The organism is Aquisalimonas sp. APHAB1-3 (assembly GCF_048323695.1).
Taxonomy (GTDB): domain Bacteria; phylum Pseudomonadota; class Gammaproteobacteria; order Nitrococcales; family Aquisalimonadaceae; genus Aquisalimonas.
The window spans coordinates 88375-113574 of sequence record NZ_JBLWFT010000002.1 but is presented as its reverse complement, the minus strand read 5'-3'; the positions used below and the strand labels follow the sequence as shown (position 1 = coordinate 113574).

27 protein-coding genes are annotated in these 25200 nt (G+C 67.5%); 12 read left to right on the top strand and 15 right to left on the bottom strand.

What is annotated here, in order from left to right:
- Positions 1 to 60 precede the first annotated feature (60 nt).
- Positions 61 to 948: a DMT family transporter gene (locus ACNSTU_RS05705; RefSeq protein WP_290630178.1), complete on the top strand. Its 888-nt coding sequence runs from the start codon at positions 61 to 63 to the stop codon at positions 946 to 948.
- A 5-nt stretch (positions 949 to 953) separates the two neighbouring features.
- Here the strand turns inward: ACNSTU_RS05705 and ACNSTU_RS05700 are convergent, their stop codons facing one another.
- The 5 genes from ACNSTU_RS05700 to ACNSTU_RS05680 form a co-directional block, all read right to left on the bottom strand.
- The gene (locus ACNSTU_RS05700; RefSeq protein ID WP_418212170.1) at positions 954 to 1358 is read right to left on the bottom strand and encodes a hypothetical protein; all 405 of its coding nucleotides are present in this window, start codon (positions 1356 to 1358) and stop codon (positions 954 to 956) included.
- Positions 1359 to 1526: 168 nt separating this feature from the next.
- Entirely contained in the window at positions 1527 to 4286 is a 2760-nt protein-coding gene (locus ACNSTU_RS05695) for a hypothetical protein (RefSeq protein WP_290630174.1), read from the bottom strand.
- The gene (locus ACNSTU_RS05690; protein WP_290630172.1) at positions 4283 to 4876 is read right to left on the bottom strand and encodes a condensin complex protein MksE; all 594 of its coding nucleotides are present in this window, start codon (positions 4874 to 4876) and stop codon (positions 4283 to 4285) included. Before ACNSTU_RS05690 ends, ACNSTU_RS05695 begins: the two co-directional genes overlap by 4 nt.
- The gene (locus ACNSTU_RS05685; RefSeq protein ID WP_290630170.1) at positions 4863 to 6107 is read right to left on the bottom strand and encodes a hypothetical protein; all 1245 of its coding nucleotides are present in this window, start codon (positions 6105 to 6107) and stop codon (positions 4863 to 4865) included. Before ACNSTU_RS05685 ends, ACNSTU_RS05690 begins: the two co-directional genes overlap by 14 nt.
- A 185-nt stretch (positions 6108 to 6292) precedes the next feature.
- Complete coding sequence (locus tag ACNSTU_RS05680; RefSeq protein ID WP_290630168.1) at positions 6293 to 6568, bottom strand: hypothetical protein; 276 nt, start codon at positions 6566 to 6568, stop codon at positions 6293 to 6295.
- 153 nt (positions 6569 to 6721) lie between these two features.
- Here ACNSTU_RS05680 and ACNSTU_RS05675 point away from each other — a divergent pair, with 153 nt between their 5' ends.
- Positions 6722 to 7888 carry an alpha/beta fold hydrolase gene (locus tag ACNSTU_RS05675; protein WP_290630166.1) on the top strand — a complete coding sequence of 389 codons (1167 nt, stop codon included), beginning with the start codon at positions 6722 to 6724 and terminating at the stop codon, positions 7886 to 7888.
- Positions 7889 to 7912: 24 nt separating this feature from the next.
- Here ACNSTU_RS05675 and ACNSTU_RS05670 read toward each other — a convergent pair whose 3' ends face one another.
- Genes ACNSTU_RS05670 through ACNSTU_RS05655 form a run of 4 tightly spaced genes read right to left on the bottom strand, consistent with a single transcriptional unit; the run spans position 7913 to position 9893 of the window.
- Positions 7913 to 8092, bottom strand: a complete 180-nt coding sequence (locus ACNSTU_RS05670) for a hypothetical protein (protein WP_290630164.1) — start codon at positions 8090 to 8092, stop codon at positions 7913 to 7915.
- A 19-nt stretch (positions 8093 to 8111) separates the two neighbouring features.
- A complete protein-coding gene (locus ACNSTU_RS05665; RefSeq protein WP_290636766.1) occupies positions 8112 to 9059 on the bottom strand; it encodes a matrixin family metalloprotease in 948 nt (315 codons plus the stop codon).
- A 1-nt stretch (position 9060) separates the two neighbouring features.
- Positions 9061 to 9537 (bottom strand): DUF456 domain-containing protein, encoded by a 477-nt coding sequence (locus ACNSTU_RS05660; RefSeq protein ID WP_290630159.1) that lies wholly within the window; start codon positions 9535 to 9537, stop codon positions 9061 to 9063.
- A gap of 47 nt (positions 9538 to 9584) precedes the next feature.
- On the bottom strand, positions 9585 to 9893 hold the full coding sequence (locus tag ACNSTU_RS05655; RefSeq protein WP_290636765.1) for an antibiotic biosynthesis monooxygenase family protein: 309 nt from the start codon (positions 9891 to 9893) through the stop codon (positions 9585 to 9587).
- Positions 9894 to 9992: 99 nt separating this feature from the next.
- On the opposite strand from ACNSTU_RS05655, the gene ACNSTU_RS05650 reads away from it, so the two are divergent.
- Positions 9993 to 10538, top strand: a complete 546-nt coding sequence (locus tag ACNSTU_RS05650) for a DUF3280 domain-containing protein (protein WP_290635864.1) — start codon at positions 9993 to 9995, stop codon at positions 10536 to 10538.
- Between the two features lie 38 nt (positions 10539 to 10576).
- Here ACNSTU_RS05650 and ACNSTU_RS05645 read toward each other — a convergent pair whose 3' ends face one another.
- Positions 10577 to 11479 carry a helix-turn-helix transcriptional regulator gene (locus ACNSTU_RS05645; RefSeq protein ID WP_290635862.1) on the bottom strand — a complete coding sequence of 301 codons (903 nt, stop codon included), beginning with the start codon at positions 11477 to 11479 and terminating at the stop codon, positions 10577 to 10579.
- A gap of 83 nt (positions 11480 to 11562) precedes the next feature.
- On the opposite strand from ACNSTU_RS05645, the gene ACNSTU_RS05640 reads away from it, so the two are divergent.
- From ACNSTU_RS05640 to modA, 4 genes are all read left to right on the top strand, one after another.
- Positions 11563 to 12258 carry an ABC transporter permease gene (locus ACNSTU_RS05640; protein WP_290635860.1) on the top strand — a complete coding sequence of 232 codons (696 nt, stop codon included), beginning with the start codon at positions 11563 to 11565 and terminating at the stop codon, positions 12256 to 12258.
- Positions 12255 to 12989, top strand: coding sequence for an ATP-binding cassette domain-containing protein (locus tag ACNSTU_RS05635; RefSeq protein ID WP_290635858.1), 735 nt, complete (start codon positions 12255 to 12257; stop codon positions 12987 to 12989). Before ACNSTU_RS05640 ends, ACNSTU_RS05635 begins: the two co-directional genes overlap by 4 nt.
- Before the next feature lie 13 nt (positions 12990 to 13002).
- Entirely contained in the window at positions 13003 to 13824 is an 822-nt protein-coding gene (locus tag ACNSTU_RS05630) for a substrate-binding domain-containing protein (RefSeq protein ID WP_290635856.1), read from the top strand.
- 63 nt (positions 13825 to 13887) lie between these two features.
- Entirely contained in the window at positions 13888 to 14679 is a 792-nt protein-coding gene (gene modA, locus ACNSTU_RS05625; protein WP_290635854.1) for a molybdate ABC transporter substrate-binding protein, read from the top strand.
- Positions 14680 to 14951: 272 nt separating this feature from the next.
- Here modA and ACNSTU_RS05620 read toward each other — a convergent pair whose 3' ends face one another.
- Complete coding sequence (locus ACNSTU_RS05620) at positions 14952 to 15527, bottom strand: NADPH-dependent FMN reductase (protein WP_290635852.1); 576 nt, start codon at positions 15525 to 15527, stop codon at positions 14952 to 14954.
- A gap of 97 nt (positions 15528 to 15624) precedes the next feature.
- Positions 15625 to 16116, bottom strand: a complete 492-nt coding sequence (locus tag ACNSTU_RS05615) for a winged helix-turn-helix transcriptional regulator (protein ID WP_091643516.1) — start codon at positions 16114 to 16116, stop codon at positions 15625 to 15627.
- Positions 16117 to 16218: 102 nt separating this feature from the next.
- Here ACNSTU_RS05615 and ACNSTU_RS05610 point away from each other — a divergent pair, with 102 nt between their 5' ends.
- Genes ACNSTU_RS05610 through ACNSTU_RS05600 form a run of 3 tightly spaced genes read left to right on the top strand, consistent with a single transcriptional unit; the run spans position 16219 to position 18404 of the window.
- Positions 16219 to 16953: an SDR family oxidoreductase gene (locus ACNSTU_RS05610; RefSeq protein ID WP_418212169.1), complete on the top strand. Its 735-nt coding sequence runs from the start codon at positions 16219 to 16221 to the stop codon at positions 16951 to 16953.
- A 21-nt stretch (positions 16954 to 16974) separates the two neighbouring features.
- Positions 16975 to 17589, top strand: coding sequence for a 2-hydroxychromene-2-carboxylate isomerase (locus tag ACNSTU_RS05605; protein WP_290636763.1), 615 nt, complete (start codon positions 16975 to 16977; stop codon positions 17587 to 17589).
- Positions 17586 to 18404 (top strand): acyl-CoA thioesterase, encoded by an 819-nt coding sequence (locus ACNSTU_RS05600; RefSeq protein ID WP_290635845.1) that lies wholly within the window; start codon positions 17586 to 17588, stop codon positions 18402 to 18404. Before ACNSTU_RS05605 ends, ACNSTU_RS05600 begins: the two co-directional genes overlap by 4 nt.
- 75 nt (positions 18405 to 18479) lie before the next feature.
- Here ACNSTU_RS05600 and ACNSTU_RS05595 read toward each other — a convergent pair whose 3' ends face one another.
- The 3 genes from ACNSTU_RS05595 to ACNSTU_RS05585 all read right to left on the bottom strand — a co-directional run bounded on the left by ACNSTU_RS05595 (position 18480) and on the right by ACNSTU_RS05585 (position 22521).
- Positions 18480 to 19415: a pirin family protein gene (locus ACNSTU_RS05595; protein ID WP_418212168.1), complete on the bottom strand. Its 936-nt coding sequence runs from the start codon at positions 19413 to 19415 to the stop codon at positions 18480 to 18482.
- A 120-nt stretch (positions 19416 to 19535) separates the two neighbouring features.
- The gene (locus ACNSTU_RS05590) at positions 19536 to 20405 is read right to left on the bottom strand and encodes a pirin family protein (RefSeq protein ID WP_418212167.1); all 870 of its coding nucleotides are present in this window, start codon (positions 20403 to 20405) and stop codon (positions 19536 to 19538) included.
- Between the two features lie 136 nt (positions 20406 to 20541).
- The gene (locus ACNSTU_RS05585) at positions 20542 to 22521 is read right to left on the bottom strand and encodes a sigma-54-dependent Fis family transcriptional regulator (protein WP_290632759.1); all 1980 of its coding nucleotides are present in this window, start codon (positions 22519 to 22521) and stop codon (positions 20542 to 20544) included.
- A gap of 343 nt (positions 22522 to 22864) precedes the next feature.
- Here ACNSTU_RS05585 and ACNSTU_RS05580 point away from each other — a divergent pair, with 343 nt between their 5' ends.
- Entirely contained in the window at positions 22865 to 24667 is a 1803-nt protein-coding gene (locus tag ACNSTU_RS05580) for an NAD(P)/FAD-dependent oxidoreductase (protein WP_290632761.1), read from the top strand.
- Positions 24668 to 24746: 79 nt separating this feature from the next.
- On the top strand, positions 24747 to 25157 hold the full coding sequence (locus ACNSTU_RS05575; RefSeq protein WP_290632874.1) for a glutaredoxin family protein: 411 nt from the start codon (positions 24747 to 24749) through the stop codon (positions 25155 to 25157).
- Positions 25158 to 25200: the final 43 nt, after the last annotated feature.

Here is a 25200-nt window from a genome sequence, read left to right as displayed (position 1 = left end):
TCCGTCCACCTGAGTTCCACACGACCGAGGCCGGGGCCACCTGGCGGAGACGCTGCACCCATGTCGGGAAAGACCGTTCACAGCGCCATTGTCCTACTGGTGATCGGCAACCTGCTTGCGATCTTCTCGGACATCATCATCAAGACGCAGGGTGGCGACATGCCCGCGCTGCAGTTCGTGTTCCTGCGCGTGCTGTGCACGCTGCTGCTATTGCTGCCCTTCCTGCCCATGATCGACCGGGGCGCGCTGTTCAGAGGGACACGGATTCACGTGGTGCGCGCGCACATCAGCCTGGTTGGCGTGTTCTGCATGGTGGTGGCCCTGGTCAACCTGCCGCTGGCCACGGCCAATGCGCTGTTCTACGCCGCACCGCTGATCGTCATGGTGCTGGCCGTGGTGATCTTCCGCGAGCGCGCCACCGGCCTCAGCATCCTGGCCGTGATCAGCGGCTTCATCGGCATCATCGTCATCCTTCGGCCCATGGAGTTTTCCTGGCAGGGCATCAGCGCCCTGGGGGCGGCGGCGGCGCTGGGCCTGAACGCGCTGCTGGTGCGCAAGCTGCCCGCCGGGCAGTCCATGGCGCATACGCTGATTCTCACCCACATCTATGCGGTTCCGGCCGCCTTTGCGCTGGCCGTTTGGGAGGGGGCGCCGTGGGACTGGTCGCTGGTGCCGGCCGCCATGGGCTCGGCGCTGTTCATCCTCGGCTACAACGGCTCCGTGATCCTCGCCTATCGCAGCGTTGCCGCCAACCAGGTCACCAGCGCCGAGTACACCGGCCTGATCTGGGCCATCGCCTTTGGCTGGCTCTGGTTCCAGGAGATCCCGGATGCGTGGTTCGTGGTGGGTTCGGTACTGATCGTCGGCCCGCTCGTGCTGATCAGTCTGGCGGAGAAGCGGCGTCTGCGCCGACACAGCGCCGCGTTCGATCCGTCGACGTCAGGCTGAGCGGCTCACAGGCCGCGCACGTTGCTGAAGATGTCGCGGGACTCCCCCGCATCCCGGGCGGCGCCCTCCGACGCTGATGATGCCGCCTCCCGGCCCGATGCCTGTGCAGGCAACTCCGCATCAAGGCGGGCGAACACGGGGCGCAGGGTTTTCAGTTTCACCGGCAGCTGCAGGACATACTCGGCCTGATCGGATGGCGTTCTGCTGCACCACACCAGCGTCTCTGCCGGTGCGGACTCCCAGGTGCCATCAGGCGCGGCGTCCACGTCCAGAAACACCAGCTGTGCATCCTCGGGGGGCACCTCCTGCCAGGTCATCCGGCCGTCGGCCTGGAGCAGGATGATCAGTGAGCGCAGAACGGCGCAGTCGTTGTCGCTCAGGTGCAGCGTCGCGTAGTTGATGGCGTCCATGGCCCGGTCCGAATCGAGGATGTCGGCACACGATTCCCGCAATGCACTGCGGGGGCACCAGCTTCAGGTGCACATGCATTGCGGCGAATCCCCAAGTAGCCATGCCAGCTTGGCGGTCGGGGGCGTGGCCGGACTGCGAAACACATCACAGTTCGGCAACTCGGCCGATCATCCCGTGGCCGCGTCGGGCAGACGCGTCACCTCGACACGGTGGGCGTCGGTGAGCACCAGCCGCCCCTTGGCCGTGGGCCGCAGCAGGTAGATGATCTCGGCCGCCTCCAGCTCGCTGGGACTCGCCAGGATGGGCACGAAATCCTGTGATGTGGCCAGATCGAGAATCGAGCGGACGTTGTTCGGCGACAGCGCCGCCACTTCGTCCAGGTAGAAGGGCACGGTGACCGGCTGTCGGGCCTTCAGCAGCCCGCGCAGCAGCAGCAGGTTGATCACCACCTTGATGGTCACCGTGGTGCCGTTGGACTGGATCTGGCTCAACTGCGCATAGGAACGGGACTGGCCATTGGGGAGTGTGACGTCGAAGGCCAGTTCGTAGGCGTCGGCCAGGCGGATCTGCGGCCGCTCGCGCAGGGCGTGGTCGACGCGCTCCAGGGCGTCGTCCAGGTCCAGCTCGTCGTCGGCGCCGAAGGTGAAACTGCCCTGATCCTGCCCTTGCCGGCGCAGCGCACTGAGCTGGGCGACCAGGTCGCGGTTGCGTTCCACTCGCACCTCCAGCCCCTGCAGGTTGGAAATGCTCAACTCGCTGATCCGAGCATTGAGCTGGTCGCACTCGCGCTCCAGCACGTCCAGCCCCTGCAGCAGCTGCGCCGCCTCCTGCCCCAGCCCCTTGAGCAGACCCTGCCAGCGCTGACGCAGCGCTTCGCGCTCCTGTTCGAAATTCTCCAGCCGGTCGCGCAGCTCGCGCAGACGGTGCGCCTCCGGGCCGTCGCCCATGAACCGCACGTGGTGGGGCTGACTGGCGATCCGCTGCAGCGCTTCGGTGACGCGGCGGCTGAGCGCCTCCTCGTCCTGGAGGATCTGCTCCACGGCCTCTCGGCCCTCGCGCGCCGAATCCAGCGCCCAGGCCAGGGTGTCGGCGTTCCAGTCGAAACGCTCCGGGGCCTGATTCATGCGCTCGAACAGCGCTTCGTGCGCGGTACGCAGCTCGCCCTTCTCGGCCCCCAGCTGCTTGAGCTGCTGGACACTCTGCTCCAGGTCCTGGCGCAGCTGATCCGCTTCCTGGCGCAGGGCCTCCTGCTGCTGGCGCAGCGACTCGGCCTGCGCTTCCAGCTCGCGCTGCTGCACGCGCCAGTCGGCGGCCTGCTCGCGCATGGCGGTCAGCTCCGCGTGGGCGTCCAGGCGCTTCTCCGCCTGCCGGCACTCAGCCTCCAGCTGCTGCCGCTCGGCTTCCAGCGCCTGACGGGACTCAGCGGCCTGCAGTGCCGTCTCGTCGCGGGTAATGGCGGCGTCGAGTTCGTTCAGCCGCGCCTGGATCGCCTCCGGGTCGCTGAGGCCGGCCAGATCCGCCTCGGGCAACGCCTCCAGGTGAACGCTCAGGGCCTCATCCCGGAACACCCCCTGTTCGTCGATGTTGGCCAGCAGGCCATCCAGGCGCTGGTGCAGGGCGGCACGATCGTGGACGGTGATTCCGCTCTCGCCCAGCACCTGCCCGAGCAGCGCCGGATTGACCAGGCGGAACAGCAGCCCCAACTGCTCGTCGCTATACACCTCCCGCAGATCGGCGGCCAGCAACTGGCGGGCGTTCTCCAGCCGGTGGGCCAGCTCAAGGCGGGCGGCACGGTTGTGCTCCAGCCGCCGCTGCACCGCCTCCGGGGCATCGGCGGACTCCGCCGCGTACAGGCGCCGGCGGCACGCTTCCAGGCTGGCCTGCTGGGTGGACAGGGCCTGCCGCTCGAAGGCTTCATCGAAACCGCTGAACTCGCTGGCGCGTTGTTCCAGCGTCTTGAACTGGGACATCACCTCGCCGAGCTGCCGATCCACGGCCTGCTTTTCCTCGCCCAGGGCGCTGATCCGCTCCGCCACTTCGGTCTGCCGCTGCTCCAGCGCCGCCTGCCGGTTGCGGACCCGTGCCTGCTGGTCATCCAGCGCCTGGGACTCCGCCTCGAACAGCGCCTTGTAGCGCTGCCAGGCGGGCAGAAGCTGACCCCGCTGGCGGGAGCGCTCGCCATCCGCGGCGATAGCTTCCTCGATGCTGACGCGGACGTGTTCGAACGCCTTCTGGGTGTTGGTATCGCGGCGGACGGCGTCGAACATGGAGCCGTAACGCTCCGCCAGATTGATCTCCGTGGCGGGGATGTGATCGCGGGCGATCTCGATGAAGAGGTTCTTCAGGTCGTGCTGGCGCACGCGATCCAGATGAATCAGGTTGCGGAACACGCGCAGGAAACGACCGTAGTTCTCCGGCTGGCGGACCGGCACGATGCCCAGCAGCGGCACGCCTGTGCGCCGCCCCTGACCGGTCAGCGCCTGGCGCAACTCGCCCGGCTGCACGCGGCGGGCGCCACACTCCTGCTCCAGCGTGGCGATGATCTCGGCGGCCGGGCGTACGGTGGTGCCGTCGACATAGTGGTCGCGCCGGAACGGGCCGTCATAGATCCAGCGCTGGTAGCCGTGCATCTGCGCCGGGCCCAGCCCCTGGATGAGCACGCACTTCACGCCGTCCGGTGCATTGGCCTCGAAGACGATGAAACTGCGGTCGCTGCCGAAGTAGAACTGTCGGGTGGTTTCCTGATCTTCGGCGAAGTGCATGTCTTTCTGTTCGGAGACGTAGAGAAACTGCAGCACCGCGATCAGACTCGTCTTGCCGACGTTGTTCTCGCCCACCAGGTGGCCGCTGCGATCCAGGGCCACTTCGCCGTAGTCATACGGGCCGGAGTTGATCAGCACCAGGCGCGTCGGTCCGAGCCGCTTCATGCCTGCACCTCCCGGGCCGGCGCCTCGTCGGCGGCCTCGGCGCGGAGCCCGTCGGCGACTTCCCGGGCGATGTCCAGAAACCGTAGCGCCGGTGCGCGGAAGCGGAACCGTTCGTCGTCGTTCCAGGCGGCGAAGCCGAAGCGCACCAGCCGCTTCACCTCGTCGCGCAGCAGGTCTTCGTCCGGTGTGCGGTCGAGCTGTTCCATGATCTCCACATAGCGTTCGCGCCCCAGGTGCGGCAGGTCGGGAATACTCCAGCTGCGCTCCATGACCAGATCCTCCAGCGGCTCGGGGCCGCCCTCGTCCGCCCACAGGGCCTCCACCAGAATGAGGAAGAACACGGCGGAGCGCCGCGTCTGCCCGCTCACGGACTGCGCCTCCTGGGCCTGGAAGTAGTAGAAGCCGCGTTCATCCGCCTGAAGCCGGTAGCCCAGCCGGTCGAACAGCTCCTCGAAGGCCGCTTCGTGTTCCTGCAGCTCGTGGTAAGGCCGGCCGTCCTCGGCGCAGATGTGGCGGCCGCGGGAGAGTTCACCGAAGATCTCGGCAAGACCGGGCAGATCGAAGCGGCCCTCGTCTTCAGTCGCGCTCATGATCGGTTTCCATGGTCTCGTTGGTCAGGCTGCGCGGGTAGGTGCGCAGCGTGTAGTCACCAAACTGATAGTCACGGGGCTCGCTGCCGGGCTGCGTCTCCAGGCGACGCACGGCACGCCCGAAGACGGTCAGCAGATCGCGCACGGAGCCGCCACGGTCCGCCAGGGAGTCCACCAGCCACTCCAGGGCGTCATCCGGCTGCTCCGATTCCAGTTCGCCGAACAGAGTGGTGAGGTCCACCCGGTTGATGGGCTCGCCGCCGTCTTCCAGCGCGGCGTCCAGCTCCACCCGCCCGCGGGGCTGGAAATCGGCGAGACGGTACAGATAGGCCTTGGCGGCAAGATCACCGAACAGGCCCTCGTGACGGCTCACCGGCGCCCCCACGCGCTCCTCCAGCGCCAGGCTGCCGGCGCCGTGGCGCCGGACATGATCCAGCACGTGGCTGACATCCCGCGCCGTCTCGCTCTCGCGCATGGCCCGCTGATACAGGGGTTGCAGCTCGAGCATGGACTCGCGGAAGTCGTCCACGATCTGCCGGCGCATGCGGTAGAGACGCAGCCGGTTCTCGCGCACGCCGCCGGCCAGGTCCGGGCGCTCCGCGGCCAGGGCACCTTCGGCGTCGAGCATGCTGCGATCGAGGCTGTTGAGGTGCTCTTCCATGACCCGCTCGGTGTCGATCAGTTCCTGCACCGGCACCAGATAGCGCTCCCAGAGCCAGATCACCCGCGCATAGCGTGCCTGCAGGGAGAGGGCGTCGGGGTTGGCCTGGAAGCGGATCACGGCGTCGGTGATCGCTTCCTTGTTGCCGGCGATGTCGTGACGGATCTCCTCGATGCGGGCGGCGAGCTCCTCGAGCACGAACGGCAGGTCGGTGGACTGCGGCGCGGCCACGGCGGTGTTGAGTTCCGACTCCAGGCGCGCGATGTCCTCGACGTAACTCTCCAGCTGGGAGGCAGAGGTAAGGTGATGCTCACGGTGCAGGTAGCGCAGGAAGCGCTCCAGCGGCTGCGGAAACTCCAGTACGTCGGATTCCGGCCGGCGCTCCAGGAACCCCATGGCGAGCAGGTTCTCGCGGATGGTGGAGGGTTCCGGGTCCGCCGGGCGCCGGTGCCTGCCAATGCTGGCCATGAGCTCGGGCTCGGTCACGGCACCCGTGTCCAGAAGCTCCCTGAGCAGGGGGTACTGCTCCGCCGCAAACCTGAGAAAGCGTTGGGGGGTGATGAGTGCCATGCGTGATCGGGTCCTTTCTCTCGGTCGCTCCGCTGCCCTGACCGTGGAGGCGTGATGACATCATCCGGCAATGATCGAACATCTTAGCCGCAACCACGCCGCCAACAATGTCGACAGGTTCACTCAAAGGGGAATCAGCACGGCGCCGCGGCCCGTGACCGGGGAACGACGCCCGACACCACCGGCTATGCACCACCGCCGGTTCGGCGGATGAACTCCTTCTCCGTGGACTCCCAGATGATCCACGCCCAGACCACCCCGCCCATGGGGAACATGATCAACGCCAGCAGCAGGTTCGGCAGTGGTTCAAAATCCGGGGCAATCAGCCACATGACCAGCGTCCAGACCACCGCCGTGGACACTCCCCAGCCCAGGGCACCGTTGATCAGGAGAAACCGCCGCCTGCCCTTCTGTCGCGTCTCGCCCCAGTGGGCCAGCCGCTGTCGCCGGGATGTAATCATCCTCTGTCTCCAACGGATTGCAACGCCTCCGCAGGGCAGTCTAAAGGAAACCATACCCAACGCGCACGGGGCTGCCGCCCGGGCTGCTCCCGGCGCTTCGGCCACAGTGCCGGTGCGGGTACACTGCGGGCCGCAGCCACGGAGAGAACCACCATGCACGCCGACAGTTCGCCGCCGGTTCCGACCCTGCCCGACGGGGTCCGCTCCCGCTACGTCACCAATGGCAACGATCTGACCATGCACGTGCTGGAGGCCGGCTGCGCCGGGCAGCCACTGATCGTGCTGCTGCACGGCTTTCCGGAGCTCGCCTACACCTGGCGCCACGTGTTGCCGGCACTGGCGGCGGCGGGCTATTACGTGGTGGCGCCGGACCAGCGCGGCTACGGCCACACGACCGGCTGGGACGGCGACTACGACGGCGACCTGGCCAGCTACCGGTCTCTCAACCTGGTGCGCGACGTGCTGGGCCTGACCGCGGCACTGGGCTACCGCTCCGTTGCGGCGGTGGTGGGTCACGACATGGGCTCGACCGTGGCCGGCTGGTGCGCCATCGCAAGGCCGGACGTGTTCCGCTCCGTGGTGTTCATGAGTGCCCCCTTTGCCGGCGCCCCCGCGTTTCCGTTCAACACCGCCGCCATGGCGCCGCGGGCCGACAGCCCCGCTGCACCGGACCTGGACGCGGAACTGGCGGCCCTGGACCCACCGCGGAAGCACTACCAGCACTACTTCCGCGGCCGCGACGCCGACACGGACATGCGCCACTGCCCCCAGGGCATCCACGCCTTTCTGCGGGCGTACTTCCACATGAAAAGCGGCGACTGGAGCGGCAACGCGCCACAGCCGCTGGCGGCGATGACCGCGGCGGAACTCGCCCGCATGCCCGGCTACTACATCATGGAACGCGACCGCACCATGGCGGAGACGGTGGCACTGGCCATGCCCGCAGAGGACGCCATCGCCCGCTGCGAATGGCTGCCGGACGACGCCCTGGCCGCCTACACCGAGGCGTTCGAGCGCACCGGCTTCCAGGGCGGTCTGCAGTGGTATCGCGCATTTGCGCTGCCCGCGCACCAGGCGGAGCTGTACACGTTCTCGGGCCGGGTGGTGACGCAGCCCGCCTGCTTCATTGCGGGGGATCGTGACTGGGGTGTTTACCAGGCACCGGGTCGGTTCGAGCGGATGCAGTCCCGGGGCTGTGCAGACATGCGGGGCTGCCATCTCCTCCCTGGTGCCGGCCACTGGGTGCAGCAGGAGGCGCCACAGGCCGTCAATTCGCGCCTGCTCGCGTTTCTCGATGACGCCGTGCCGGTGGGGCCATGAGCGGGCGCAGCGGCCCGGACGCTGCTACTGCCGTTCCTGACGCGCCCGGCGACGACGCACCAGGTACTCAAGGGTCGGACCGCCGATCATCCACAGCGGGATACCGAACAGAAAGGCGCCCATGAAGGCGCTGCCGATGCTCTGGTGCCCCCAGAAGAAGCCGATGACGGCGCCGATGAAGAAAGGGTTCACGAACAGCCGCATGCTGTCCTCCGTGGGTCGTTCAGTCCGCCGTCAGCGTGACCCGGCAGGTCTGGGCAAGCGCCTCGCGGTCGGCTGCCGAGAGCGCCGTGCGGCCCGCGTTGTCGGCCCCCAGATGGGGCGCCATGATGGCGTCGGCCTCCGGGACATGCCCGATACCGAGAGCATGGCCCAGTTCGTGGGCGAGCACCAACCGCAGCTCGTCCTGGTCATCCGCCTTGAACACGCGGATCCAGCGCCGGTTGCCGCGCCGCTCGTACTGCCCCATCTCGAAGCCGGTGGCCGCATGGGCCTCGCGGTTGTGGGCATCCACCTGGTGATTGAACGCCTCGATCTCGCGTACCAGAACCTGCTGCTCGCGGTTGAGCGCCTCACCGCGCCGCTCCAACTCACGGCGTTCGTCGTTCAGGGCGTCCTGGGCGACCGTGAGCGCGCGTGACGCCTCTTCCAGCCGCTCGCGGTTCTCGCGCGTGCGCTCCATCCGGCCTTCGTTCCACGCGGTCACTTCACGCTCGTAGGCCTCCACCCGCTCGTTGAGCCGGCGCTGTCTTGTCTCGAAATCGCGGCTTTCCGCGCTCAGCGCCTCGTGCCGCCTCTCCAGCCGCTGCCGGTCCGCCTGCAGCTGCTCCTCCACGCGGATCAGATCCTCCCGGCGCCGCTGGCGGGCCTGGGCGCCGGCCTGCCGCTCGTCAAAGACCAGGCTCACGGCCACGCCTTCACCGTCACGCTTGCGGAACAGGGGGTCTTCGCTGGCGTCCTGCCACATGGCCACGGCGTCGTGCAGGGCGGCGCGGACATCGGCACGATCCAGCTCGAAGCGGTCATCCACCGCGTCCAGGTGGACGGTGACGGGCGCCTCGCAGGTGCGCGCCCAGAGCCGCTGCAGGCCGTCGGACGCAGCAGCAGACGGCGCCGCGATCAACGCCACCACGAGACCGGCCAGGGCGAGCGGACGCAACCGTGCACGCATCCTAGAACCTCACCACCAGAAAGATCGCCACCATCGCCACACCCAGAGCGACCTTGGTCGCCATGCCCAGCAACAGGCCCAGGGTCGCGCTCCAGCCGGCGCGACCAGCCGCCGGGAGACCGCGCCGGGCCCACAGCTCGCCCAGTACGGCACCCACGAACGGCCCCAGGAGCGGGCCCACGGGACCGAAGAACACGCCCACCACGGCACCCAGCGTGGCACCGGCCACGGAGCTGGCGGAGGCGCCACGGCGCCGTGCAAACAGCGCACCGGCGAGAAAGTCGGTCAGCGACGCCACCGCCGCGAGCGCACCGATGAACACCAGCGGCGCCGCGCCCACATGGGCGAACCCTTCCAGCCACGCCGCCATCCACAGCCCCGCGAACAGCAGCAGCGGGCCCGGCAGCACCGGGAGAACGAGCCCGGCCACGCCGACAGCGATCAGCGCCGCAGCTACAATCCAGAGAACAACCGTCATCGTCGCGTCCGCGCCCGGCGGCGCGGTTCGGCAAACCGTTGCAGGGCCTACTCCTCCTGGATCACCTCGAAGCACTCCAGGACCGGGGCCTCCATGTAGATGTGGCGGTGATCGCCGGCGTTACGGTGGGCTTCCTTGAACGCGTCGGAGCGTGTCCACGCGTCGAAGGCGTCACGGGACTCCCAGGTACTGTGGGAGGCGTAGAGCGTATGGTCCTCGTGCGCCGGCCCGCGGAGCAGGTTGAAGGAGATGAAACCCGGCACGGATTTCAGGTGGGAATCGCGCCTGGCCCAGATGCTTTCGAACTCGGCTTCGTACCCCTTGTGGATGCGGAAGCGGTTCATGGCGATGAACATGCAGCGTACCTCGTCCGTTCGGCGTTGGGTGTCGGTTGGGCGCCATGATGACGCAGCCAGCGGCGGAACGCCACGACACCCCGGCAGGGAGACACCCTGATGACACGTGCAACGACGATGCGGTTCCGACTGTCTCTGTTCGCCGGTGCGCTCATGGCGCTGGCACTGACCTGGCCCGCTTCCGCGGTCCCGGAGCCGCGGGCACTGGTGATTCTGGATTTCGGCATCATTGACACGTCACTGGGCGATACCAGCTACCACCCCCAGGACCCCGCGGACGAACGCCGTCTCGCCCTGACCGCCGAGGTCCTGCGAGCGGCTCTGGCGGACCACCCCGACTACCACCTCGTCGACCACGCCGCCCTGGATGACGCCGTTGCCGAGGCCGCCGCCGGGCGCCACCTGCACCGCTGCCCGTCCTGCCAGATCGCGGTGGCCAAAGCGCTGGGGGCGGAGGTCATCCTGGCCGGCAGCGTGCGCAAGATCAGCAACCTCATCCTGCACATGAGCCTGGAACTCCACGACGTCGCCCGCGACCAGCGCATCGCCGGGGGGCACGTGAACATCCGTGGCAACACCGATGTGTCATGGGAGCGCGGGGCGCGGTCACTGCTGAAAAACCAGCTGCACCTGCTGGAGGATTAGCGCGCCCTGCACGAACGCGGAGCGCGGGCCCACGGCGCTCAGGCGTTGTACTGGACGGCGCCGAGCCCGGTGATGTCGTAACCGCCCATGGCGGCCGCCCGCCGGGCCAGGCGCTCCGTGCGGGCGAACGCCATCAGCCGCTGTATCGGTGGCTGGAAGTAGCTGCGCCGCCGCATGGCCAGGTCGAAATCCTCTTCATGCAGGGGTATGAAATCCAGGCCGTGCCGCCGCGCCGCTGCCTCCACCGCCAAGCCGGTCTCCGCCTCGCCCTCCCGCACCGCCAGGGCAAGATCGTCCTCGCTCAGGGATGCGTGGGGCGTGAAGTCCAGCCGCGCCGCGTCGATGGCCGACCGCTCCAGCAGCGAGCGAAACAGGGCATCGGCCCCCGCTTCCCGCTGCCGGTGCGCGACCCGGACGGGCTGCTCCGCCAGATCGGCGAGCGTTCGGATGCCGCGCGGGTTACCCGGCTGAACCAGCAGACCCTGCCGACGCCGCCCCCAGTGAATGATCACCAGATCGCGCATGCCGCCCAGGCCGAGGGTCACCGGATCGTTGTACCGCCCCGTGCCATGATCGATCACGTGCAGCCCGGCGACCATGGCCTCGTCACGCAGCAGGCGCCGGGCGCCGTCGCCGCTGCCGTGGCACAGCAGGGCGAGGTCCGACCCGGCCTCGCGCACGGCCCATTCCAGCAGCGGATCCTGGCTGCCGGCCAGCACCGGCGGGATGTCCCGCGACGGCGCCTGGTCGCCTTCAAGGTGACTCATGACCCACAGGTCGATGCTCTCCCGCGGAAACAGCAGCTTGCCGGTCGCGCGCGAACAGGGGATCACCCCCTGCTTCACGAGATCGTAGACCTTGCGTTCCTTGAGCCGCAGGTAGGCCGCCACCTCCGCCGTGGTGAGGTAACGCTCCGGGGCGTTCTCGCCGTTTCTTGTCATTTGACTGCATATTTTCCGGAAACAGGTGCATTGAGTGTACGCCGTGCAGACAATGCCGGAAAGATAACAACGCGCGGAACACCATGGACAACGCCTTTCAGGCCGCCTTCCGGTTGATCGCCGAACGGGATCCGGTGCTGGTGGAAATCGTCACGCTGTCGCTGCAGGTCTCCCTGACGGCGGTGCTCATTGCCAGTGCCATTGCCCTGCCGCTGGGCGCCGCCATCGCCCTGTGGCAGTTCCCCGGCCGCGGGCTGCTGATCGTCATCCTCAATGCCTTCATGGGGCTGCCGCCGGTGGTTGCGGGGCTGATGGTCTACCTGATGCTCTCGCGGGCCGGCCCGCTCGGGGAACTGGGGTTGCTGTTCACGCCCACGGCCATGGTGATTGCCCAGGTCGTGCTCATACTCCCGATCGTTGCCGCCCTGTCCCGCCAGGTGATCGAGGAGCTCTGGGGCGAGTACCGGGAGCAGCTCCAGTCCCTCGGCGTATCCAGGCTGGGCGCCATTCCAACGCTGCTGTGGGACGCCCGCTTCAGCCTGACCACCGTCGTTCTGGCCGGGTTCGGGCGGGCCAGCGCCGAGGTGGGCGCCGTACTCATCGTCGGCGGCAACATCTCCGGCGTGACCCGCGTCATGACCACCTCCATCGCCCTGGAGACCAACCGTGGCAACCTGCCGCTGGCCCTCGGGCTTGGCATCATTCTGCTGGTGCTGGTGGCCACAGTGAATGCGGTGGCGTACATGGTCGGTGAGTCGGCCAGGAGGCGGTTGGGATGAACCGGGCCGAGCCGTTGTCGCTGCTGCCGCTGGAACTGGAAGGGGTGGCGTTCCGCCATCGCGGACAGACGCTGCTGCACCCCCTGGACCTGCGCCTGGAGCGCAACGGCAAGACGTTGATCATGGGTCCGAACGGAGCCGGCAAGAGCCTGTTGATGCGGATCTGTCACGGCCTCTTGGCGCCAACGGCGGGCACCGTGCGCTGGTGCGGCGGCGCCACACCGGACACCATCCGCCGCCGGCAGGCCATGGTGTTCCAGCGGCCGGTGCTGCTGCGCCGTTCGGCGCTTGCGAACGTGCGCCACGCCCTTGGCGCCCAGGGCGTGCCGCGGCGGGAGCGCGCCCGGCGCGCCGACGAGGCCATCGAGCAGTTCGGCCTGCAGGCGATCGCACACCGACCCGCACGTGTGCTCTCCGGCGGCGAGCAGCAACGTCTGGCTCTGGCCCGGGCCTGGGCGCTGCGCCCGGAGATCCTGTTCATGGATGAGCCCACCGCCGCGCTCGACCCCGCGGCGATCCGGGCGGTGGAAGAGGCAGTGGACACCTTCCACCACAACGGCACCTGCATCGTCATGAGCACGCACGACCTTGGTCAGGCCCGGCGTCTGGCGGACGACGTGATATTTCTGGTGAACGGAACACTGGTGGAGCGCTCACCGGTACAGCAGTTCTTCGAGGCCCCGCGCTCGGCGCAGGCGGCAGCATTCGTGCGGGGCGATCTGGTCTGGTGACGGGAGGCTGGCAATGAGGCGATCGGGACCACGGGCGCTGTTTGCGGCGATCGCCCTCGCCATCACCGGCGCGGTGCAGGCCGGCGATTCCATCACCCTCGCCTCTACCACCTCCACCGAGGCCTCCGGTCTGTTCGACCACATCGTGCCGAAATTCCGGGAGGCGACGGGAATCCATGTCCGGGTGGTCGCGGTCGGTACCGGCCAGGCATTCGAGATCGGTCGCCGCGGCGATGCAGACGTCCTGCTGGTGCATGACACGGCCGCCGAGGAGGCATTCGTCAGCGACGGCTACGCCGCGGAGCGGCGCCATGTCATGTCCAACGACTTCGTGCTCGTCGGCCCGGCCGATGACCCGGCGGACGTCGCCGGCGCCGACAGCGCCCTGGACGCATTCCGCCGCATCGCCGACGGGGAGCATCCGTTCACGTCCCGGGGTGACGACAGCGGCACCCACCGCGCCGAACGCAACCTCTGGCACGATGCCGGCATCCAGCCGCGCGGCCGCTGGTACCGGGAACTGGGCAGCGGCATGGGCGGGACGCTCAATACGGCCGCGGCAATGGACGCCTACACCTATGCCGACCGCGCGACATGGACCGCCTTCGGCAATCGCCAGAATCTGACCCTGCTCTTCGACGGCGACGACGTGATGTTCAACCAGTACGGCAGCCTGCTGCTCGATGGCGACCGCCACCCCCACGTGAAGCACGACAAGGCCCGCCAATGGCACGAGTGGCTGCTCTCCGACCAGGGGCAGGAGGCGATCGCCAGCTTCAGGTTGCGCGGGCAACAGCTGTTCTTCCCGAATGACGCCACGCCTCCGGAGCCTTGACGCCCCGGCCCGCGGCACCTGAGTCTTGCACCAGCCGACACCATCCACCGGACGTACAAGGCCATGGACATGCACCGCTCCGCTGTCACCCTGTTCCGTTGCCTCGCCTTCGCCCTGGCGGGTTTCGCCCCCGCGATCAGTCAGGCGGACCGCCCCATCATCGCCGCCGCGTCCGACCTCCAGTTCGCGCTGGAGGAGGTTGCGGAGCGCTTCCACGACGAGACCGGGCGCTCGGTGCGCCTCAATTTCGGCTCCAGCGGCAACTTCCGGCGCCAGATCGCCCAGGGCGCCCCCTTCGAGCTTTACCTGTCGGCCGACGAAGAGTACGTCTTTGCCCTCGAGCGTGACGGGCATACCGAGGACGAAGGCACGCTCTACGCCATCGGCCGCATCGTGGTGATCGCCCCCGCCGGTGACCCGGCCGATATCGTCGACGGGTCACTGGACAAGCTCCGCCAGCGCCTGGAGGCGGGCGAGATCACGCGATTCGCCATTGCCAACCCCGACCACGCGCCCTACGGGGTCGCCGCCATGGAGGCGCTGCAGTCGAAGGGGCTGTGGCAGACGATCCGCCCGCGTCTGATCCAGGGCGAGAACGTGTCCCAGGCCGCCCGCCTGGCGCTGTCGGGCGAGGCCCAGGGAGGCATTGTCGCCTACTCTCTCGCCCGCGCCCCGAGCATTGCGGCACGCAGCGACCATGCGCTGATCCCCGAGGAGGCGCACACACCGCTCCGGCAACGGATGGCGCTGGTGGACGGTGCCGGCGAGACCGCCCGCATGTTCTACGCCTACCTGCAGGAGGAGCCTGCCCGGAGCATTCTGGAAGACTTCGGTTTCGCCCTGCCGGATGACTAGCGCCGCCGGCTTCGCGAACCGCCTCGGTGACCTGCTCCTCCAGGCGGTGTCCGAAGGCGAAGACCATAGTCAGGAACAACCAGGTTTCCCCGCCCTCGATGCGGATCGATCCTTGCCGACGCCGCACGCTACCCATGACCGGCTTCAGCGTCGTGGATTTGCCGGCAGCGCCGATCAGCGCTTGGTTGGTGCGCGGAAAGGGGTAACAATGCGCAACCTCACTCCGTTTTCGGTAATTTTGGTCTCAACCCTACAGGCGTGGAACGGGCTTTCTAATCGGGATGGAGGCGACCCACGGTATCGACCAGCCGGGCACAGAGCTGATCCAGTCGCTGCCGGGTGCCGTCATCGGTGAAACGGCCGTTCTCGTCGAACGCCTGATGCGCCCGGGGCACCGCCAACTGATCCGGGAGGACCGTCACACCGAGGTTCACCAGTAGCTGCCGCGCCAGGGTAAGGCTGCGCATCCCGCCGAAGCCCCCGGGGGAAGCGGACACCACGCAGGCCACGCGCCCCTGGAAAAGGGCCAGCCCGTTCTCCTCACCGTCCGGCCGGGAGAGCCAGTCCAGAGTGTTCTTCAGCAGCGGCGTAATGAACCCGTTGTACTCGGGCGAGGCCACGATCAGCCCCTGGTGCTCTGCAAGCAGCGCCTTCATGCGCCGTGCGTGCTCGGGCACCCCCGACGCCTGTTCCAGGTCGCCGTCGTAGAACGGCATGGGGTAGTCACGCAGGTCCACGAACGTGGCCTCGCCCCCCTGCTGCTCCACGCTCTCCGCGGCCAGTCGCGCCAGACGTTTGTTGAAGGACTCGGTGCGGGCGCTGCCCGAGAAGACGAGAATGCGGCTCATGGGGGTCTCCGGCTCGTTGAATAGATGGTTAATCGGTGATTGTGGTGGACCTGAAGGACCACCCTACGCCAAGCCTGTGCCTTTTGTACCGAACAGCTTACTCCGGGGCCCGGGTCCGCTTTCGCGGCATCACCCGGCCGGCCCAGGCCGGTGACTCCTCGACCTCCACGTCCTGGGGGCGGAGCTCCTGGCCGCACTCGCTGCAGGTGAGAACCGCGCGGGTATAGCAGCCGCAGTTGCGGTGCCGGTGGCGGACCGGCGGGCCGTTCTCATCCACCATGTGCCGGTCACCCCAGTGCACCAGGGAAAGAATGACCGGGTAAAGATCCCGTCCCTTGGCGGTGAGCCGGTATTCCTCGCGCCGCGGGCGCTCCTGGTAGGGCCGCTTCTCGAGGACGCCCGCATCGTGGAGCTTCTTCAGCCGGTCGGACAGGATGTGACGGGTGATCCCCAGACGCGCCTCGAAATCGTCGAAACGGCGCACGCCGAGAAAACAGTCGCGCAGGATGACGAGCGTCCACCGATCGCCAATCACGGAGAGCGTGCGGGCCAGGGAGCAGGGCTGTTGATCCAGTTCTTCCCAGCGCATGGCGGCTCCTGTTGAGTCACTGGCATACAGATTGACAGGTTCCATAAAAGAACTATACCTTTCAAACTCAAGTTCCAAAAAGGAACCCTAGAGGAGAACCCCGTGAACAAGGCGGCACTGGTGGTTGGGGCGGGCGACGCGACCGGCGGCGCCATCGCAAGGCGATTTGCCCGCGAGGGCTACGTGGCCTGTGTCGCTCGCCGGAACGAGGACAAGCTGGCGCCGTTGGTGGACGCCATTCACTCCGAGGGCGGCCAGGCTCGCGCCTTCGGCTGCGACGCCCGCAACGAGGAGCAGGTCACGGCGATGGTCGACGTCATCGAGGCCCAGGTCGGACCAGTCGAGGTGGCCGTGTTCAACATCGGCGCCAACGTCCACTACCCGATTCTGGAGACCACGGCGCGGGTCTACTGCAAGGTGTGGGAAATGGCGGCGTTCGCCGGCTTTCTAACGGGGCGCGAGGCGGCCCGGGTCATGGTGCCGCGCGAGCGGGGCACCATCATCTTCACCGGCGCGAGCGCCAGTGTCCGCGGCCGGGCCGGGTTCTCGGCATTCTCCGGCGCCAAGCACGCGCTGCGCTCACTGGCCGAGAGCATGGCGCGGGAGCTGGCACCGCAGGGCATTCACGTGGCCCACCCGATCATCGATGGCGCCATCGACACGGCGTTCATCCGCGACAACTTCCCGGAGCGCTACGCGACAAAGGCTCACGACGGCATTCTCGACCCCGAGCATATCGCCGACGCCTACTGGCACCTCCACACACAGCCCCGGGACTGCTGGACATTCGAGCTGGATCTGCGCCCCTGGAGCGAGAGCGTGTTCGGCATTCGGTAACGGAACAAGGAGCAGACAACGATGACCAGACACGTCGATTTCTACTTCGATGTGGGCAGCCCGGCCAGTTACCTGGCCTGGGCACAACTACCGGACATCGCCGCCGCGGCAGGCGCCGAAATCATCTGGAAGCCCATGCTTCTGGGCGGCGTCTTCAAGGCCACGGGCAACCGTTCGCCGGTGGAGGTGCCGGCAAAGGGGGAGTACACCCACAGGGATCTGGCGCGCCACGCCGAGCGTTATCAGGTCGCCTTCCGGCACAACCCGCACTTCCCGATCAATACCCTGCTGCTGATGCGCGGCGCGGAAGCAATGCGCGACACGCCGGATTTTCAGCCCTATCTGCAGGCCGTGTTTCACGCCATGTGGGTGGAGCCGCGCAACCTAAACGAGCCGAATGAAGTCGCCCACGCCCTGGAGGCCGGCGGTTTCGACCCGGCGGCAGTGCTGGAGCGCGCCCAGTTGGCACCAGCGAAGGATGGGCTGAAGACCACCACTCAGGAGGCCGTGGACCGGGGCGTCTTCGGTGCCCCGACCTTCTTTGTCGGCGATACGATGTGGTTCGGGCAGGATCGGCTCGACTGGGTCGCCGACGCACTGAACGGACCGGTTCAACCAGAAAGGGAGCATGCATGATGGCGTCCGCCCCGGAGGCTCACCCATTCGACGAAGCCGTCGCACTCGCGCCCCATGGCGACGGGATTCACACCGGCCACACCACGGCCGCCTACGCCAACATGGTGGGGCCGTTCGGCGGAGTGATCGGGGCAAGCCTGCTGAACGCGGTGATGACGGACCCGCAGCGCCTGGGCGACCCCGTCTCGCTGACCGTCCATTACGCGGCGCCGATCGCGGACGGCGCGTTTTCGGTGACCGCCCGGGCCATGCGTACCAACCGAAGCACCCAGCACTGGCTCGTGGAGATGGCGCAGGACGAGCAGATCGTCGCCTTCGCCACCGCCGTCACGGCGCTGCGGCGGGAGACCTGGGGCGCCACCGACGCACGCTTCCCCGATGTGCCCCCGGCGGAGTCTCTGGAACAGGCGGCACCCGTCGAGCGGGCGCCCTGGACCCGCTGCTACGAGATGCGCTTCGTGGACGGCGCCATCGGCGGCAGGCCCAACGACGACATCCCGTCCCAGAGCCGCCTGTGGCTGCGCGACAATCCGCCCCGCCCGCTGGATTTCGTATCGCTGGCCGCCCTGTGTGACGCGTTCTTCCCGCGCATCTTCGTGCGCCGCGGCGCGTGGACACCCATCGGCACGGTCACCCTGACCACCTACTTCCACGCCGACGCCGAGCAGGTGCGCAACCAGGGCACCGGTTACCTCCTCGGCAGCGCCCGCGGACTCAACTTCGGCAAGGGGTTCTTCGACCAGAGCGCGGAGGTCTGGAGCACCGACGGCAGCCTGCTCGCCTCCAGCCATCAGGTTGTGTACTACAAGGAATAGGGAGACCGCACAACGGCTGGGTCGTCCAATACTCTTTTCACTCCAAAACAACAATCTACAGAGCGAATTGCTAACCTACCCTGGCAAAGGCACGTGTTCGTCCCGGTCCTTGGGCGGGAGATCGAACAGGCCCGCGCCCCATTGCTCGGCCTGCCACTGGCGCTTGGCCTCCTCGATGCGCTCCTTCGAGGAGGCCACGAAATTCCACCAGATGTACCGCGGCCCGCCCAGCGTGGCGCCGCCGAGAATCATCAAGCGGGCACCCTGCTCACCGGCCGCCACGGTAATGCGATCGCCGGGCCGGAAGACCATCATCTGCGCGCGATCGAACCGCTGGCCGGCGATCGTAACGGCGCCGTCGATTACATAGAGGCCACGGTCCTGGTGGTTGTCCGGGAGCGGGAAGAGTGCCCCCGGTGCGAGCTGCACGTCCGCATAGAAGGCGTCGGAGTAGAGCGTGGCCGGCGCCCGCTCGCCGTAGGCATCGCCGAGCAGGAGCTGAACCCTGACACCCTCATCCTCAATGACCGGGAGCCGATCCTGGCCATGGTGCTCGAAGGCCGGGGCGATCTCTTCCTTGTCGTCCGGGAGGGCAACCCAGGTCTGAATCCCGAACAGCCTGCTGGCCTGCTCACGGCTCACGACGGAGGTGCGCTCCGAATGGGTAACACCCCGACCGGCCACCATCCAGTTCAGCGCGCCGGGCCGGATAACCTGGTCCGTGCCCAGGCTGTCACGGTGGTGGAGATCACCGTCGTACAGGTACGTGACCGTGCCAAGGCCGATATGCGGATGCGGACGCACGTCGATGCCATTGCCGGTGAGAAACTCCGCAGGGCCCATCTGATCGAAGAAGATGAACGGGCCGACCATCTGCCGTTTCGGTGCCGGCAGGGCGCGCCGCACCTCGAAGCCGCCGATGTCCCGCGCCCGGGGGACAATCAGCGTCTCGATGGCATCGACGCCAATCTCGTCCGGGCAGCCGGGGGTCAGTGCGGGATTCCAGCTCATGGCACTCTCCTTCCAACGGCACGACAGCGCATGCCTCTGTTGTGTGGCTGAACCACGTCTCGTGAAGTCTAGCCCCCTGCAGCCATCCCGATCGGCGAATGGCCGGCCGGGATGGTCAGGCTAGGACGCTTCCCGGCTCAAAAACCGGTTGTGGCGGAAATCCGCCCGCGTCCGCTCGATCTCGTGCTCGTGATTCATCACGAACGGCCCACGGGCCGCCACCGGATCACCGATCGGCTCGCCGCTGAGCACCAGCAACCGTGCCTCGTTGTTGGCCTCCAGGGCCAAGGCGCTGCCCTCGGTGCCCAGGATCGCAAGATCGGCATCACGGAGCACCGCGTCGTCGTTGACCATCACCGTGCCGTCGATGACGGCCACCGTCGCGGGCCAGCCCTCGGGCACGTGCAGCCTCGCACGGCCCTCCCGCCGCAGGCGCACATCCCAGACCTGCATCGGGGTCTGCGTCTGCGCCGGCCCGGTACGACCCGCCAGGTCGCCCGCGATGACGCGCACGGCACCCGCGCCGTCCGCCAGCGATACCTCCGGGATGTCGCCAGCGCGGATGACCTGGTAGCCCGGCTCCATCCCTTTGGCCCGGGCCGGCAGGTTGACCCACAGCTGCACCATCTGCAGCGCGCCGCCTGCCTCGGTGAAGGCATCGGAGTGAAACTCCTCGTGCAGAATGCCGGCACCGGCGGTCATCCACTGGACGTCTCCCGGGCCGATCACGCCACCGTGACCGGTGGAGTCCCGATGCGCCACCTCGCCCTGGTAGACGATGGTCACGGTCTCGAAGCCCTTGTGCGGATGCTCACTGACACCACGGGGCTTGCTGGCGGGTTGAAACGTCACGGGGCCGGCGTAATCCATCAGCAGGAACGGATCCAGATCCCTCCCGTGATCGTGGTGGGAGAACAGCGACCGCACCGGGAATCCGTTTCCGACCCAGTGGTGGCGGGGTGCCGCGTGCACGCTGCGAATGGCCTTCATGGTGACCTCCTGCGCTTCCGGTTGAACATGGCAACCAGGATATGGGCAGGACAATGGAATCAGTAGCCCCTGAAATCATACCAGAGCGTTCACCAGGAGGAACGATGACGCGGACCATGAACTGAACGTGGGGCTTTCAATCGGCCGGCCCGGACACTCCATCAGGCTGCCAATTGGGCGGGACCATATCGTACCGGCGCATACGTCGGTATACCGTCGGGCGGGACACACCAAACTCTCTGGCCACGGCGCTGACGTTCCAGCGCGTGCGCGTCAGCGCCTCGTGCAGCGCCGCAGCGTCGCCGGTGTAATGATCGGCCTGCTGCAGACGCGCGCCAGACCTCTCGGGCGCCAGCGCGACCGTGGCGTGTTCGTCCGGCAGGTCGCCGGCGGTGATTTCGTCACCCGGTGCGGTGGCAAGGGCGAAAGCCAGGGCATTGATCAGCTGACGAATGTTGCCGGGCCAGGGGTTCGCCAACAGGGCACTGACCGCATCCGCGCGCAAGCGCGGCGCATGCGGCCGGTTGCGGCTGAGATCCGCATACACGCTGTCGATGACGTGCTGCCGGTCGGCCCTCTCCCGTAACGGTGGCAGCCACAGCGTCGCTCCGTTCAGGCGGTAGTAGAGGTCTTCCCGGAACGTCCCCGTGGCGATGAGCCGCCGCAGATCCTGATGGGTGGCGGCCACCACCCGGAGATCCACCGGCACGGGCCGGTCGGTGCCGAGGGGCTGGATCTCCCGCTCGGCAAGCACGCGCAGCAGACGCGTCTGCAGGTGCAGCGGCATGTCGCCGATCTCGTCCAGAAAGAGCGTACCGCCATGGGCCTGCTGCACCAACCCCGAACGCCCCTTCCGGTGGGCACCGGTGAACGTGCCGCCCTGGTAGCCGAACAGTTCGCTCTCGATCAACGACTCCGGGATGGCCGCGCAATTCAGAGCCACGAACGCGCCACCCGCGCGATCACTGGATTCATGCAGGGCCCGGGCGAGCCGCTCCTTGCCAGTCCCCGTCTCGCCCGTGATCAGCACGTTGATGGGTTCGTTGCGCAACCGCTTGGCCGTCGCCAGCGTCTTGCGCATGGCCGGATCGTCCGCCGCCAGCCGGTCGAGGGCGGGCACCTGCTCTTCCGACTCCGTCTGGGCCTCCGCGTGGCTGCGCGGCAGGGAGCGGCTGGGCTGAATCAGGGTTGCGAAGTACACCTCGCTGCCCTCGCGCGTGCGGAAGGCGCGAATCTGGTCCTCACTGCGATAAGGGAGATCCCAGAGATCGCGCAGCTCACAGTCCAGCACCGAGGTAATCGATACCGCGTCCGGGCTGCCCCGACCCCGGGCGGCAATGAGCTCCCGCCCGGCCGTATTGGCGGCCAGTATGGTGCCATCCTCTTCCAGGGCGACCAGGTAACGGCCGCTGACGCGCACGAACTCCCGGGAGGTATCACAACGCAGCAGATAGCTGTTGCGGTAGCGGCGCAGGAAATGGGCGTCCTCGATCATGCGCGCATAGAGCGTCACCAGATGCTGGCCGAAGGTCTGGCTTTCCGGCCCGACAGGCGAGTCCAGCGCGGAGATGTTGAGAACGGCCAGCGGTTGTCCATATGGATCGCGAATGGGGGCGGCCGTACAGGTCAATCCGATATGGGTGGCGTCGAAGTGATCAGTGCGGTGACAGCTCAGGGCGACGTTGCCCTGCAGGCAGGTGCCCACGGCGCAGGTGCCTGCGTAGTCCTCACTCCAGTCGGAGCCCAGATAAAGCCCGGCCTTGCGTAGCCTGGCATCCCGGTGCCGGTCGCCCAGATACTGCACGGCGATGCCGCGATCATCGGTGAGCAGCAGCACGTAATCCAGCTGCGCCGCCTGCTGGTAGAGCTGATCGACGCCCGCACGCGCAACACCGAGCAGTTCGTCGGAACGGTCCTGGTGCTCGCGCAGCACCTGATTGGTGACGATGCGGGCCGGGCGCGGGCGGGTCGGGTCGAGGCCGTACTCGGTGATACAGCGCTGCCACGACTGACCGATCACCGGCGTGTTCGGCGCCTGCGTCACCGGCCTGCCCCTGCCTTCCGCGTACTTGAGAACCGCGTCGATGTGCTCGCGCTGTTCGCGGCGAAGACCCATGTTCTCCTCCCGGCGGCCGTTGCGACCACCGCTGTCATGACCGGCCGGAACGGCCGTGTTATCGGGTCAACTCAGCACACCCGACGGGGGGTGTCAATACAGTGTAACGGCCGGCGGATCAGTGCGTTACACCTGTAACGCCGGCATGTTCCAGATGTAACGGCAGCCGCGCCCCGAATGCGCATCCAGCCGGCGGAAGGCACCGCGCCCGTCAGAAATATCCAACGCCCGGTCAATCACTTGCGGACAAGACCCGGACCGCGTCCGCAACTGGCACGCGATCTGCTCTCCATTTGGCGAAGGCCCGATTCACAGGGCCGTTCAGCTAAACGGAGGAGAAACAATGTCTGCACAAAAGAACACCCCCGGCCAGAAGGTCTCCGACTGGCTCGTGGACTTCGGCGCGGCACTTCAGAACCGTGACTTCGATACCGCCACGACCCTGTTCCACGACGAGTGCTACTGGCGCGACCTGGTCACGTTCACCTGGAACATCAAGACGGCCGAGGGGCATGACGCCATCCGTGCCATGCTGGCGAACACCGCACCGGAGGCGCGCCCCGAGGCGTGGACGCCGACCGGCGAGGCGACCGAGACGGACGGGGTCGTGGAGAGCTGGTTCAGCTTCCGCACCGGTGTCGCCGAAGGGCACGGCATACTGCGTCTCAAGGACGGCAAATGCTGGACCCTGCTCACCGCCATGGCCGGCCTGCGCGACCACCCCGAACCACGCCGGCACCGGCGCCCGAAGGGCGCCGAACACGGCGCGTCAAAGGAGCGCGAGACCTGGCAGGAGGCACGTGGGCGCGAGCAGGAGGAGCTCGGCTACACTCGCCAGCCCTACTGCGTCATCGTTGGAGGCGGCCAGGGCGGTATCGGGCTGGCCGCCCGGCTGCGGCAGATGGACGTGCCCACCATCGTGGTTGAGAAGAACCCGCGCCCGGGGGACTCCTGGCGCAACCGCTACAAATCCCTGTGCCTGCACGACCCGGTCTGGTACGACCATCTTCCGTATCTCCCCTTTCCCGACAACTGGCCGGTGTTTTCGCCCAAGGACAAGATCGGCGACTGGCTGGAAATGTACACCCGGGTAATGGAGCTCAATTACTGGAGCTCCACCGAGTGCGAGAGCGCCAGCTACGACGAGACCACCGGCGAGTGGATGGTGAACGTCAACCGCAACGGCGAACGGGTCACGCTGCGCCCGAAACAGCTGGTCCTCGCCACCGGCATGTCCGGCGTGCCCAACATGCCGCACTACCCGGGCGCCGAAACCTTCCGGGGCGAACAGCAGCACTCCAGCCAGCACCCCGGGCCGGACGCCTACCGCGGCAAGAGAGTGGTCGTGGTGGGTTCCAACAACTCCGCTCACGACATCTGTGCCGCGCTGTGGGAGAACGACGCCGACGTCACCATGCTGCAGCGCTCTTCCACCCACATCGTGAAATCGGACTCGCTCATGGACGTGGTACTGGGGCCGCTGTATTCCGAGGACGCGCTGGAGAACGGGATCACCCACGACATGGCGGACATGATCTTCGCCTCGATCCCTTACCGGGTGCTCCCGCAGATGCAGAAGCCGGCATTCGACACCATCCGTGAGCGGGATGCGGACTTCTACAGGCGGCTGGAGGACGCCGGATTCCTGCTGGACTTCGGAGCCGACGACTCGGGGCTGTTCCTGAAGTATCTGCGCCGGGGCTCCGGCTACTACATCGATGTAGGCGCCTGCGACCTGGTGGCCAACGGCGACGTCAAGCTGCACAGCGGGGTCAGCATCGAGCGGATCAACCCGGAATCGGTCACGCTCACGGACGGCACGGAGCTACCGGCGGACCTGATCGTCTACGCCACCGGCTACGGCTCCATGAACGGCTGGGCAGCCCGCATCATCTCCCAGGACGTGGCCGACAAGGTCGGCAAGTGCTGGGGCATGGGTTCGGATACGCCGAAAGACCCCGGCCCGTGGGAAGGCGAACTGCGCAACATGTGGAAACCCACTCGGCAGGAGGGGCTGTGGTTCCACGGCGGCAACCTGCACCAGTCGCGGCACTACTCCCATTATCTGGCGCTGCAGCTCAAGGCGCGCAAGGAGGAGATTCCCACCCCGGTCTACGGCATGCAGGAGGTCCACCACCTGGCGTAATGGGAACGCACCGGCGGCCCGGCGTCACCCGGTGACGCCGGGCTGTATCAACGCCCGGGTCTGTGCCATCCTGCGCGTCATGCGAATCCTGATACGAACCTTCTTTCGCGGCGTTCGCCTAGTGCTGACGCCGATCATGATCATCGGCAACCGGCTGACCATGCCCGGCGGCATCGAACGCGAACCTGATGAACAGGCTCGGGTGGACGAACGCACCCGCGCGCTGGCGCTCTACCATTTCCCCGCCTGCCCGTTCTGCATCAAGACTCGCCGGGCCATGCAGCGCCTGTCGCTGAACATCGAGCTGCGCAATGCCCAGCACCCGGGGGAGCACCGCGAGGCGCTGGAGCGCGAGGGCGGCAGGGTGAAAGTCCCCTGCCTGCGTATCCGTGAGGCCGACGGCTCCGAGCGCTGGCTCTACGAGTCCGACGCGATCATCGCGTATCTGCAGGAGCAGTTCGCACCCGCCCCCGAACAGTCCCCGCAGTAAGCGAGCACCGGCTCCCGAACGATGCCCGATGGCTGCCTTCCTG